A 12570-nucleotide genomic window follows, 5' to 3' on the forward strand; every position below is an offset into this window, starting at 1 on the left:
AAATAAGCATTAAATTAATTTAATTCAGCTCTTACTATTTATTTGTCTCCTTATCTATTTATTTCACATCTATAGTTTTTAACCGGGAATATGATTTTTTTGATAAGACTCATTTGGTGACTGTAAAATCTGGCTACCGGCGGCAATACTATGTGTCAGCCAGACATTTCCCCCAATAATGGACCCTCGACCAATCGTAATACGGCCTAAAATAGTGGCACCTGCATAGATCACAACGTCATCTTCAACAATTGGATGGCGTGTATAATCTTTTTTCAAAGCACCATCATCATTGGTTTCAAAGCGTTTTGCTCCGAGTGTTACTGCCTGATAAATACGGACACGTTCCCCAATGACACTGGTTTCACCAATCACTACGCCAGTCCCATGATCGATAAAAAATCCTTTACCAATTTGTGCACCCGGATGAATATCAATCCCCGTTGCAGAGTGGGCTAACTCAGAAATAATGCGAGACAGTAGAGGTACTTGGGCATATAACTGATGCGCAATTCGGTGATGAATAATCGCAAATATGCCCGGATAGCAGAGTAGTACCTCATCCACACTATGTGCCGCCGGATCGCCTTCGTAGGCCGCACGCACATCGCCATCTAAAAGACGACGTATAGAAGGCAAGGTATTAGCAAAATCCTGAACAATATTTTGGGCAAGCTCTTGCGGCTGTTGGGCTGTGCTTGAATGACCCAAATGACGCTTTGCCTCATAATTTAAAGCCAGTTGTACTTGAGCATGTAAGGCTGTGAGTACCCGATTTAAAGTATAGGCAATATAAGAATCTTCAGTTTCCTGACGTAAGTCGGCAGGGCCTAAACGCATTGGAAATAAAATGCCGCAGAGGTCATCTAAAATGGCTTTTAAAGCTTCTTTAGATGGAAGTTCACGGCCCCCAAATTCTTTGATTCTGTGCTGTTGCTGACGCCAGTCATGCCTTGCTTGTTGTAAACCCTGTACAACAGCATTAATGTTCCATTGAGTCACAAGCTTTCCTTGATTCACTGAAAATGTGTTGAAGTTTTAGTCTTGTTGCCAAGGGAGTTGATGAATACGCCAGCCATTTTTTTGATTGCGCTGCTGTTTGTCATCTAAGTCACCTTCGAAGCCTTCAAGAACGTTATAAATGTGCTCAAAACCCGCATTAAATGCGGCTTCGGCTGCTAATGCTGAGCGGTTTCCGCTACGACATAACAAAAGAATGGTTTTATCTTTACCCGTCTTGGTTTCGAGTTCTTTTAAAAAACGTGGGTTGCGATTGAAAGAGGTGCCTGTTGCCCATGCAACATGAATACTTTCAGGAACATATCCTACAAATTTGCGCTCTTCGTTAGTGCGTACATCAACTAAAACGGCCTGTCCTTGTTGTACGAGATGCCATGCATCGGTGGGTGATAAACTTCCACTAAAATTAAGCTCATGGTCTTGGGCATATTGTTGTGCTTTAGAAAGAATCTCTTCATTTGACAAGGATGTATTTGAACCCGATGAAATAAAACCAGAACGGTTTTCTGTATTTAATTTGGCATTCATTAAAAATATCCTTTATCTTCTATCTAGATTGTTATTGTTGAATTTACGCTGATTTAAATATAAGCAGAAATAATGAATATCTATTTATATATATTTTTTTATAAATAGAGCATGTAGGTATTTTTTGGAAATATTATTAATTAATCTTATTAACTATTATTAAAATTAGATAAGTATAAAAATTAAATAAACTCGTTGTTTAATGTCACATCATATTTAGCAATCAGAGAATTCACTGCTAAAGAGAATAACTGGTTGCTTTGTAAAATAAATGCTTAGAGTTTAAGCCATAACTTGTATACTCAATGTTGTTTAGAAATATAAGATTTTGGTGACTATGTGATTGAACTGCCCAATGCAAATGATTGGATTGTTAGAAATTCTGATCCAAATAGTCTGGAGCGAATCGAAGCATTTTTTAATGATCATGCTTATGAGTCGCATCGTCATGATACATTTGCAATTGGTCGGACATTAACTGGTGTTCAAAGTTTTCATTATCGGGGAGAGATGAAACATAGCTTGCCAGGAATGACCATGGTGTTACATCCTGATGAAAAACATGATGGAGAGTCCGGTACACGAGATGGTTTTAGATATCGGATGGCATATGTAGAACCTGCAACCCTACAGGAAATTATGAAGGGTAAACCTTTACCATTTTTTGAGAATGGACTAAGCCAAGATATCCGATTATTTAAAGCAACAGATGTTTTATTGCAAGGGATAGACCAGCATATCGACCCTTTAGAAAAGCAAGATGCTTTATATGATTTGGCAACTACTCTTTACGAGATTTCTGATAAAAAACAGCGAACTTCTCATTCTTATGACTATGTCGCAGCGGAACGTGCCAGAGAGTTTATACATGCATCTTTATTTGAGAATATTTCTTTAGATGATATTGAAAAAAATATTGGGCGTGACCGTTGGAGTCTTTCACGCGACTTTCGACTGCTATTTGGTACAAGTCCACATCGATATATGACCATGCGTAGGTTAGAGGTTGTGAAGTCTTGTCTAATGTATGGAGAGTCATTGACTCAAGCTTCCTTAATTGCAGGATTTTTTGATCAGAGTCACATGACTCGTCATTTTCTAAAAGCATTTGGATTGACTCCAGCCAGATGGCGAATGATCAATAAGTTATCTTCTTAAACAGGTTATTTAAAAGTCAGCCTGTTTAGACTGACATAAACTTGGTCTTAAATTAGATTCATGCCTTTCAAGAAGTCGTAAAGCATAAATATGCCAGAAATGATTAGCATCATTGCCATGGTTTTATTTAAGCGATTAAACCAAATTTTATTTTTAATTTTTTTGCCTAACACTGCACCAGCCCACGAATAAAGACAGGGTGCGCCTGCTGCACCCATCGAAATGAGCAACGATACTAAGAAGATTTGAATGCCAGTAATGTGCGCTGTCGGGTACATAATCGTTGTAACAGGCAAAATAACCAAAATCCCTTTTGGATTTAATGTTTGTATCCAAAAGCCATTCCAGAAAGAAAGTGTCTGAATTTCAGTGGTTTCATCATTAATATCGATATCCGCCTTTAACATCTGAAACGCAAGATAAAATGTATAACATGCGCCGAGCAAGGCAATATAGTGCAGGGCATTTTGTGGAATAATAGCCGCACCTGCATATCCAAAAATCATGAATAACATCAGCATCGCACAGCCGACACCCATAAAAAAATAAATCGTTTTTTTAAACTGTCCTGTAAGTCCCGCATTCAAACCCATAAAATTTACTGGGCCAGGGCTATACATCACACTTAAGGTATAAAGAAAGATTTCCATAATGCATCTACTGAATCAAAAACAACCCAGCATACTGACTCGTAAATTTAGGGTCTTGTACGTTTGTGATTGCGCTTGCACAAACGTACAAGACGAGAAAAATCTGGATTAGGCATGATGACTGACTTGAGATAAATGATTCAGGATAGAGGTTTATGTTTGACACAAAAATTGCGTTGATTGTCCGTAATGATCTTGCGACTTGGCAAAGACTAAATGTTGTGGCTTTTTTGGCAACGGGAGTTGCGTCGGCTGTACCTGAAATGTTGGGTAAACCTTATATCGATGCAAATGGTTATGAATATGGCAATATGCTAGGGCAGCCAATGTTGGTATTTGAGGGGGATTTATCAGGACTACAAAAAGCGCATCGTAAGGGAATTGAGCAAGATCTAACGATTATTCCATATGTACATGCCATGTTTTCTACAGGCAATGATGAGGATAATCGAGCGGCTTTTTTGGCCGACGATGCAAATCAATTAAATTTGGTTGGGGTTGCGTTAAGAGGACCTAAAAAAGCAGTTGATAAGGCAATTAAAGGACTTTCATTACATCAATAGGTTAAATAATTTTTAATATTGAAGATTAATAAAACCCACTATTTGAGCAAAAGTGGGTTTTATTTAAAAAATAACGATTAAACTTTATCTTGTGTTTTAGTCTCGAAATCACTGGCGTCATGACGTTCATGTAACTGTGTTTCTAAATCACCAAAGGTACGGTTGACCATACGACCACGTTGAACAGCAGGGCGTGCCAAAATTGCATCTGCCCAGCGTTTTACGTGTTTATATTCATCAACACCTAAAAACTCCGCGCCGTTATAGACCCAGTTTTTAACTAGACCACCATACCAAGGAAATGCAGCAATATCAGCGATGGTATATTCAGAACCAGCTAAATATTCATGCTTTGCTAGATGTTGATCTAACACATCAAGTAATCGTTTTGTTTCCATAGCAAAGCGGTTAACCGCATATTCAATTTTAACGGGCGCATAGGCATAAAAATGTCCAAAACCACCACCTAAATATGGCGCGCTGCCCATTTGCCAGAATAACCAATTGAGACATTCAGTACGTGCAGCAATATCGGTCGGAATGAAAGCTTTAAACTTTTCAGCTAAATAAAGCAAAATTGAACCAGACTCGAAAACTCTTAATGGTGGATTTTGACTATGGTCAACCAATGCTGGAATTTTAGAGTTAGGGTTAACTTCTACAAAGCCACTGCCAAATTGTTGGCCTTCACCAATTTTAATGAGCCAAGCATCATATTCAGCATCTTGATGCCCTAATGCTAAAAGCTCTTCAAGCAAAATAGTGACTTTTTGACCATTAGGTGTTGCTAAAGAATAGAGTTGGAGCGGGTGTTTCCCAACAGGGAGTGTGTGTTCGTATCGAGCGCCTGAAGTGGGCTGGTTTAAATCGGTTTTTTCTCCAGTCCATTGCCAAACTTGTGGAGGAATATAGTTTGAATCACTCATTTTTTTATCTCATGTTTGGTTGAAATATAGGGTTTAGTTATGTCGCAAGGCAAGCCATTTTTGAACGCTCGGGCGTTGCCATTGTTGCAGTGCATAATTTTTTAATCGATCTGGTACAGCGTCACCATTTTGGATGAGGCGTTGTAACATTAGTGCGAGTTCAGCATCCACAATGCTCCATGAATCAAACAGAAATTCGGCATCAGGCGCTAAAAGTTTTTCTGCAACAAAAAACAGTTTCTCGGCTGCCTTTTGACCTTCTTCTGAAAGTGGGGTAGATGTGGGTTCAATAAAAATAACATCAGTTGGGCGTTCAGTTCTTAATGCTACCAAGTCTGATCTGAGCCATGCTTGTAGTTGTCTTGCTCTTGCCCGAGCCTGAATATCTGTTGGATAAATTGGTGTGTTTGGATAGAGCTCTTCTAAATATTCCAAAATGGCAGATGATTCTGATAGAGCAAAATCATTGTGTTCAAGTACAGGAACTTTTGCTGTTAATGACTTTGCTACAAAAGATTTCTCAAACTGGTCTTGTTGGCCTAAGTTGATGGTCGCTATTTCAAATGGAATTTGTTTTTCATGTAGCCCGACAAAAACTGTAAATGCGTAGGGGCTTAGAAATTGTGAATCTGTGTACAGCTTAAAATGTTCATTATTCATTGTTATTGTCCATGTCATAAAACGGATGGCATCTAGTCTAAGTGAGCTGTTCCAAGATTGGGTAGCTTTTTTGTGGAAAAGCTTTATCGATTTCTGAATTAAGCAATTTCATTGTTCATTAGGGTTTAATGTGCTGAAAATGCTGACGAACAATGCTCAGCCACGCTTGTACCGCTGGTGAGACAGGAAGATTCTTTTTCCAAGCCATGACTAAGTGCCATTGAATATTTGGTTTTTCAAGCGGTACTGCTGCAAATAAAGTAGGGTCCAGCATGTCGGTATAATATTGTGGCAGTAGAGCAATTCCCATACGTTGTAAAACCATATCTGCCAAGAGGTGCCATTGACTGGTACGACAAGCGATAGAGGGATAAAATCCACGCTGTTTACAAGCATCGAGAATAATACTATTTAGAGAGAAGTTTTCTGGAAACATTAAAAACGACTGATGTTGTAGTTCTTCTAGATTTATTTTTTTGCGAGTTGCCCAAGTCGCATCGCGACGTAAAAGAACCATTAAAGGGTAATTACATAACTCAATGCTATTAAAGATTTGCTCATCAAAGGGCTGTAATAAAACGCCAACGTCTAGTTCGTTGTTGAGTAAAGCTTGTTCAATACCACGCGAACCAACCTCCATAAAAGCCAATTCAATATCTGGCCATTGTTGATGATAATCAAACAGGGCAGTCGTTAGGAGCTGCGAACCTAAAGGCGGTACGCCAAGTTTTAAAGTACCTGTTTTTAATTGTTGATAGTTTTCAATTTCAAGAAATATGTTCTGTTCTGCCTGAAGAAGTTCAATCGCATGTTGATAAATACGCTCTCCAATTGCAGTTAATTCAATTTGTCTTTTGCGTCCATGATCCGGTTTAACTAAAAGCTGTACCTGAAGCTGCTCTTCAAGCTGTTGTAAGATTTTACTAATGGTGGGTTGAGTCAAATACAACTCTTCAGCGGTACGGGTAAAGCTTTTTGTTTTTACCAAGGTAACGAAACACTGTAATGATTTTAAAGAGAGCATAGTGAAGAATAGATTATTCCATTTTGGAATAATATTAACATGAATAATTCATATTTAGCAGGTTTAACCAAGATAGCATAATGGTGTAGTTAACCATTTAATTTCGCAAAATGAGTACTGAATCTGCTTCTGCAACACCAACACAACCTTCGCTTTTAGCTTTAATTAAACAAATTCTGATTTTGGCTGGATTTTGGTGGGTGGGATATCTTTTACATCAAAAACTTGGCGTACCTGTCTCAGCAGGCATTTTAGGTATGTTTTTATTGCTTTTATGCCTGTTCTTTAAAATTATCAAAATGGATCAGGTGGCAATGGGAGCAAACGTTGTTTTAGGTGAGCTGTTACTGTTCTTTGTGCCTGTTGTAGTTGCCGTAGTTCAGTATAAAACTTTGTTTATGACCGAAGGTTGGCAAATTGTCTTGAGCATTGCGGTTGGGACCATTTCGGTCATGCTCAGTACGTGTTTGACCATTCATTATTACAATCGTTTGAAAGCTTATTTACAGGCCCGCAAACGTCTTCAACATAAGCATATCTAAAGAGCAAACGACATGAATATTTGGTCAATTCTTTGTCTCATCTGGACTTTGGTCGCTTATATTGTAGCAAAGCGAATCTATCAGAAAAATCCAAAACTTTGGTTGTCTCCCGCCATTAGTGTGCCTGTACTCACCATCATTTTGATGACGATTTTTGGCATTTCATATCAAACTTATGCTGAAGATACGCAGTGGATTGTTAATTTATTAGGACCAGCAACGGTTGCTTTTGCTGTGCCGATTTATCGCTATCGGGAAACGATTCGTAAAAACCTTGGAGTCCTTTCGATTGCGATTATTGTGGGCATGAGTGTGGGCGTAATGTCTGCCTACGAAATGGCACAGTGGTTCCACTTTAGTCCTGAAGTGACCAATAGTTTGATGGCACGTTCTATTTCCACACCATTTGCCATGATTTTAGCGGAAGATATTCACGGTTCGGCAGCATTGGTTTCACTATTTACCGTTATTACTGGTTTGGTCGGTATGATTTGCGGCGATGCGATTTTAGCGATTACTAAAATCCGTTCTAACGTAGCAAATGGGGCGGCCTTTGGTAATGCAGCCCACGGTTTTGGTACAGTTAGAGCACAGCAGCGCAATAGTGAAGAAGGGGTAATTGCCAGTTTAACCATGGTTATTGCCGGTATTTTAATGGTACTGATTGGACCATTTGCGATTCATCTATGGTTGCTGTTGTAGGTTTTATCTAACTTGATTTGTCATGTTGTTGAATAATCTTTGATAATTTTTTGATAGCTTGTTGCATCAGTTCGGGCTCAAAGTCACCCAAGCCAACAATTAAACCCGAACGTTGCTGTTCTTTTGAAAATGTCGGTGAAATTGCTTTAATGGCAATGCCTGCATTGACTGCTGTGCTTGCGACTTCAACGTCATTAATATGTTGATCAAGCCATAACACCATATGCATGCCTTGATCGCCCGGTTGTAACCAAGCCAGTTCTTGAGGTATGTATTTTTCAATCAAACCAATAATGTGTTCTCGAACTTCTGAGTAAACATTCCGAATACGTCGAATATGCCGCTCCAAATAGCCTTCTTGAATAAAAGCAGCCAAAACATGTTGGTCGGCTGTAGGTGGATGTCTATCAATTAACACCCTGAGTCCACAAAAAGGTGCCACCAGTTCCTTAGGTAACACTGCATAGCCAAGTCTAAGTGACGGAAATAATACTTTGCTGAAAGTACCGAGATAAATCACTTGATCGGGTGCCATGCCTTGCAAAGATGGAAAGGGCTGTCCGTTATAACGGAGTTCACTGTCATAGTCATCTTCAATGATCCATGCATTTTGCTGCTTGGCCCAAGCTAATAACGCAGTCCGTCTTGCCAAGCTCATAGGCATGCCAAGTGGATATTGATGAGAAGGGGTTACAAAAGCTGCACGGGCATTTGGAGAAAGTTTAATTCCAGCTTCAACCTGAATACCTTCTTCATCAACCGGAACACGCACCATACCAATGTTTTGTACGGTATGTTCAAAAATAGCTGTGGTCCCACGATAAGCTGGATCTTCAATCCAGACCTCATGTTTGGCTTCAAATAAGATCTGGCTGCAAATATAAAGTGCTTGTTGAATGCCAGGTGTAATCACGATTTGTTCAGGTTCACAGTGTACAGAGCGCGAACGACGCACGTAGTCTGCTATTGCAATTCTTAGTGATAATACACCTTGAGGCTCGCTATATCCCGAAGGTGCACCTGCGCCGCGTGATCTAAATTTATTACCAAACTTACGCCAAATATCACTCGGTTGAGTGCGACCGACGGGTACAGATACAGCAAATGGAACATGGGGAAGTGGTTTAAATTCCTTGAGCACTTGGGCATAAGAAAGTGCAGATTTGGTTAAAGGTATTGAGCTTGGTTTAATCGATTCTTTTTTAAAATGTTGCTGCGCAGATGTTTTAACCAAAGCATGAGATACATAAGTTCCAGTTCTTGCTTGAGAATCAAAAACACCTTCAGCTAAAAGCTGGTCGTAAGCTTCAATAATGGTTCCGCGAGCCACATCAAGGGTTTGAGCCAGTTCTCGGGAAGATGGCAAAGGGTCTCCCGGCTGCAAATCACCACTTTGCACAGCTTCGCGTAAGGCTTGGGTCAATTGAGCACTAATCTTTCCTTGGCTTTTATCAATCTTTGCAATAGACGGAAGTTCAACAACTTTTGCCATTCTTGCCATAATTCTGGTCTACTTAAAAAAATACAAAGTGGTTCTTTTTAATAAACCACATAAACCAGAAAATTTATAACACAAAATATAAATAACCCTGATATTTACAACGAGGTTCTTAGCCATGTATATCCCTGATGATTTTGCAGAAAACCGTTTGGACGTATTGCATTCTCTTATTTTGGAGCATCCGTTTGGTGTGCTTTTTACTCATGGGGGCAATGGTTTAGATGCAAATCATCTTCCGTTTGAGTTACAGACAAATGAAGGGAACTTAGGGGTATTGCATGCGCATGTATCTAGAATTAATCCTGTCTGGCAGGACGTTAAAAATGGAGATGAAGTGCTAGTCGTGTTTCAGGCGGGTGATGCTTATATTTCTCCAAACTGGTATCCATCCAAACATGAACAGCACAAACAAGTGCCAACATGGAACTATAGAGTTGTACATGCTTACGGTAAAGTGACGATTCGAGATGATGAGCGTTATGTTCGCGGTGTGGTGGCTCGTTTAACCCGTACACATGAAGCATCTCAACCTGAACCATGGAAAATGTCTGATGCACCAAAAGACTATCTAGAACCCATGCTAAAAGCTATTGTCGGTATAGAAATTGAAATTACCAAGCTTCAAGGAAAATCAAAACTTGGGCAAAACAAAGATCGTCGAGATATTTTAGGTGCGGCGGATGGTCTAGCGAAATCTGGTCATAAAACTATAGCGGATGCTATGTACAGTGTGGCTGAGTTAAACAAATAGTTTTGAAAATATAAAATTTTAGTATTCATTAAGGAGAAAAACATGTCTTGGACTACACCTGTTGAGTTGGTAGGCGAACACGTTATTTTAAAGCCGCTAGATGTAACTCAAGCTGAATCGCTCGCAGAAGCAGTTTGCGATGGTGAGCTCTACAATCTTTGGTATACCCGTGTTCCAAGACCTGAACAGATGACTGCTGAAATTGAAAGACGTCTTGGTTTGCAGCAATCAGGAAGCATGTTGCCATTTTATATTGAAGACCGAAAAACCGGGCAAGCGGTGGGTATGACGACCTTAATGCATATTGAAGCAGCTCATCGCCGTGCAGAGATTGGTTCGACTTGGTATCGTAAATCTGCACAGCGCACGCCTGTGAACACTGAGTGTAAAAAACTATTGTTGGCTCATGCATTTGAGTCTTTAGACTGCATTGCGGTTGAGTTACGGACATCTTCTTTAAATGTGCAAAGCCAAGCCGCAATTGTACGTTTAGGTGCAAAGCTCGATGGCGTGCTCAGAAGCCATCAAATTGTCAAAGATGATATTTTACGGGACACTCATGTTTATAGCATTTTAAAACATGAATGGCCTGCGGTTCGTCAAAACTTGGAATGGTTACTATGTAAGCCAAGAGTAAAATGATTTAACAATTCATTTCTTCTAAAAGTATCCTCTCTACCTGAGAGAGGATTGCTGAATGAGATGAATTATGCAAAATTAATGCTTTGATCACAATTTCTACTACTCTTGAAAAAGCATTAGAATAAATAACTATTATTACAGGATGAGTCCATTGTCTAGACTAGTCCATCAGGTTGATCCACTGTGTTCTCGAATGGTTGGAACGGAGGCTCTATCATTATTGACCGAGCATAGTTTTCCACGTCACTCACATGATTATCTCGGTATTGGAATCATTACCAGCGGTGCACAACGTTCATGGAGTTTGGTTGGTCATGTTGAGGCAGGACCGGGTGATGTCATTATTGTAAACCCTGGTGAAATTCATGATGGTATACCGCTTGATGGTCCTCGTGCATGGCAAATGGTTTATATTCAGCCAGAAATATTAAAACAAGAATTGGCTGCTGAAGGGCGTAGTGCCGATGCCGTATTGCAGCCTTTGGTACGTGATAGGCTTTTAGGCCAGTGCTTATTGCGATTATTTAATGAAATGTCATTGCCCGTTGCTGAAAATACAGCATTGGAGGAAATGCTTTTATTTAGCTTGATGCATGTAAGTCGTTACCACATGCTATCTGAACGTTATCAACACGCCCGTTGTTCTTCTGCTCAACGTGCCAAAGAATATCTTGATGATATGTCGGAGCACGCGGTTACACTCGGTGAGTTGGCTAGTTTATGTGATCTGAGCCGCTTTCAGTTATTGCGAAGCTTTTCTCGTGAGATCGGTATTACACCACATGCATATTTACTACAACGACGAGTATGCCATGCACGCCGTTATCTATTAGAGGGAAATACTATAATTGAAGCAGCCTTGCGGGCAGGTTTTGCTGATCAAAGCCATATGACAAGAGCGTTTGTCCGCCAGTTAGGCATTACTCCGAGTCGTTATCAAAAAGCTATTTTATCTTAGAAAAACTTCTGCAATTTTGTTCAAGACCACTATTTTGTATCTCTGTAATACTCAGCCAAAATCCATGTTTGGAGTGGCTTATGCAGATCAGTATCGAATTTTTAGTTACATCACTTATTGTGGTTATCTCGCCGGGTTCAGGCGCAATTTATACCATTGCCACAGGTTTAACCCGAGGGGGAAAAGCCAGTCTGTTTGCGGCGGTGGGTTGTACTCTTGGTATTATTCCACACATGGTGCTGGCGATTGCCGGTCTTGCTTTAGTGTTTGTCACTAGTCCATATCTATTTACTATTTTAAAATTTCTAGGAGTTTCCTATTTATTGTATATGGCTTGGTCATCACTTAAGGAGAATGGAACATTTCATTTTGAACAAGAAAATAAAGAACATTCAGCCTTCGAAATTATAAATTATGCTGTATTTATAAATTTATTTAACCCCAAATTACCATTGTTTTTCTTGGCCTTCTTACCTCAGTTTGTTAGAACTGATACGACAACACCTACATTGGATATGTTGCTATTGGGTGCAATCTTTATGCTCATTACACTAGTGGTTTTTATGTTTTACGGCACTTTTGCGGCAATGATGCGTCAACATGTAGTAGGCAAACCTGTTGTATTAAAGTGGCTTAGGCGCAGTTTTGCTTTAGGTTTTGTTGGATTGGGTATGAAATTATTATTTAGTTCCAAATCATGAATGAAAAGGTAAGGTTCTAAGGGCAGTTAATTTCAAATTGTCAAAGATGATATTTTGCGAGTTACCCATGTTTATAGCATTTTAAAACATGAATGGCCTGCGGTTCGTCAAACTTGGAATGGCTGTTAAAAAACCGCGTTAGAAATAAGTCGTAGGTTAAAAGTCCTAAAACTCTTTCATCAATAGCTATTCTTTATTTCAACCATTAACTTCAGGTTAATCACTGCTGATGTAGGTTGATTGA

The 12570-nt window shown here is 39.5% G+C and carries 15 protein-coding genes and 1 pseudogene; 9 read left to right on the top strand and 7 right to left on the bottom strand.

All coding sequences use genetic code 11. The annotated features are described in order from the left end of the window. Positions 1 to 78: 78 nt before the first annotated feature. Together epsC and MKL38_RS01395 are read right to left on the bottom strand one after the other, a co-directional pair. On the bottom strand, positions 79 to 1020 hold the full coding sequence (epsC, locus tag MKL38_RS01390) for a serine O-acetyltransferase EpsC (protein WP_080026793.1): 942 nt from the start codon (positions 1018 to 1020) through the stop codon (positions 79 to 81). Between the two features lie 18 nt (positions 1021 to 1038). Beyond that, positions 1039 to 1548: a rhodanese-like domain-containing protein gene (locus MKL38_RS01395; RefSeq protein ID WP_198078722.1), complete on the bottom strand. Its 510-nt coding sequence runs from the start codon at positions 1546 to 1548 to the stop codon at positions 1039 to 1041. 339 nt (positions 1549 to 1887) lie between these two features. Here MKL38_RS01395 and MKL38_RS01400 point away from each other — a divergent pair, with 339 nt between their 5' ends. Continuing rightward, positions 1888 to 2706, top strand: a complete 819-nt coding sequence (locus tag MKL38_RS01400) for an AraC family transcriptional regulator (RefSeq protein WP_270902282.1) — start codon at positions 1888 to 1890, stop codon at positions 2704 to 2706. Positions 2707 to 2753: 47 nt separating this feature from the next. On the opposite strand, the gene MKL38_RS01405 is transcribed toward MKL38_RS01400, so the two are convergent. Further along, on the bottom strand, positions 2754 to 3356 hold the full coding sequence (locus MKL38_RS01405; protein ID WP_209830571.1) for a LysE family translocator: 603 nt from the start codon (positions 3354 to 3356) through the stop codon (positions 2754 to 2756). Positions 3357 to 3511: 155 nt separating this feature from the next. Here MKL38_RS01405 and MKL38_RS01410 point away from each other — a divergent pair, with 155 nt between their 5' ends. Then, the gene (locus MKL38_RS01410; RefSeq protein WP_017389403.1) at positions 3512 to 3919 is read left to right on the top strand and encodes a DUF2000 domain-containing protein; all 408 of its coding nucleotides are present in this window, start codon (positions 3512 to 3514) and stop codon (positions 3917 to 3919) included. A 77-nt stretch (positions 3920 to 3996) separates the two neighbouring features. Here the strand turns inward: MKL38_RS01410 and yghU are convergent, their stop codons facing one another. The 3 genes from yghU to MKL38_RS01425 form a co-directional block, all read right to left on the bottom strand. Further along, positions 3997 to 4845 (bottom strand): glutathione-dependent disulfide-bond oxidoreductase, encoded by an 849-nt coding sequence (yghU, locus tag MKL38_RS01415; RefSeq protein ID WP_270902283.1) that lies wholly within the window; start codon positions 4843 to 4845, stop codon positions 3997 to 3999. 33 nt (positions 4846 to 4878) lie between these two features. Further along, on the bottom strand, positions 4879 to 5505 hold the full coding sequence (gene yfcF, locus MKL38_RS01420; RefSeq protein WP_270902284.1) for a glutathione transferase: 627 nt from the start codon (positions 5503 to 5505) through the stop codon (positions 4879 to 4881). A gap of 118 nt (positions 5506 to 5623) precedes the next feature. Continuing rightward, entirely contained in the window at positions 5624 to 6529 is a 906-nt protein-coding gene (locus MKL38_RS01425) for a LysR family transcriptional regulator (RefSeq protein ID WP_270902285.1), read from the bottom strand. Between the two features lie 110 nt (positions 6530 to 6639). Here MKL38_RS01425 and MKL38_RS01430 point away from each other — a divergent pair, with 110 nt between their 5' ends. Further along, positions 6640 to 7071, top strand: a complete 432-nt coding sequence (locus MKL38_RS01430) for a CidA/LrgA family protein (protein WP_270902286.1) — start codon at positions 6640 to 6642, stop codon at positions 7069 to 7071. Positions 7072 to 7083: 12 nt separating this feature from the next. Continuing rightward, positions 7084 to 7773, top strand: a complete 690-nt coding sequence (locus tag MKL38_RS01435; protein WP_270902287.1) for an LrgB family protein — start codon at positions 7084 to 7086, stop codon at positions 7771 to 7773. Between the two features lie 7 nt (positions 7774 to 7780). Here MKL38_RS01435 and pdxR read toward each other — a convergent pair whose 3' ends face one another. After that, positions 7781 to 9274, bottom strand: a complete 1494-nt coding sequence (pdxR, locus tag MKL38_RS01440; RefSeq protein WP_270902288.1) for a MocR-like pyridoxine biosynthesis transcription factor PdxR — start codon at positions 9272 to 9274, stop codon at positions 7781 to 7783. Between the two features lie 115 nt (positions 9275 to 9389). On the opposite strand from pdxR, the gene MKL38_RS01445 reads away from it, so the two are divergent. From MKL38_RS01445 to MKL38_RS01465, 5 genes and pseudogenes are all read left to right on the top strand, one after another. Next, positions 9390 to 10025, top strand: a complete 636-nt coding sequence (locus MKL38_RS01445; protein WP_127491446.1) for an FMN-binding negative transcriptional regulator — start codon at positions 9390 to 9392, stop codon at positions 10023 to 10025. A gap of 42 nt (positions 10026 to 10067) precedes the next feature. Then, complete coding sequence (locus MKL38_RS01450; RefSeq protein ID WP_003651233.1) at positions 10068 to 10667, top strand: GNAT family N-acetyltransferase; 600 nt, start codon at positions 10068 to 10070, stop codon at positions 10665 to 10667. A gap of 142 nt (positions 10668 to 10809) precedes the next feature. Further along, complete coding sequence (locus MKL38_RS01455) at positions 10810 to 11625, top strand: helix-turn-helix transcriptional regulator (RefSeq protein WP_270902289.1); 816 nt, start codon at positions 10810 to 10812, stop codon at positions 11623 to 11625. A gap of 80 nt (positions 11626 to 11705) precedes the next feature. Then, the gene (locus tag MKL38_RS01460; RefSeq protein ID WP_270902290.1) at positions 11706 to 12326 is read left to right on the top strand and encodes a LysE family translocator; all 621 of its coding nucleotides are present in this window, start codon (positions 11706 to 11708) and stop codon (positions 12324 to 12326) included. A 33-nt stretch (positions 12327 to 12359) separates the two neighbouring features. Continuing rightward, positions 12360 to 12481 (top strand): annotated as a pseudogene (locus MKL38_RS01465) (GNAT family N-acetyltransferase); the annotation flags it as partial. Positions 12482 to 12570 lie beyond the last annotated feature (89 nt).

The sequence above is a fragment of the Acinetobacter sp. AOR14_HL genome, from assembly GCF_027855175.1.
Classification (GTDB): Bacteria; Pseudomonadota; Gammaproteobacteria; order Pseudomonadales; family Moraxellaceae; genus Acinetobacter; species Acinetobacter calcoaceticus.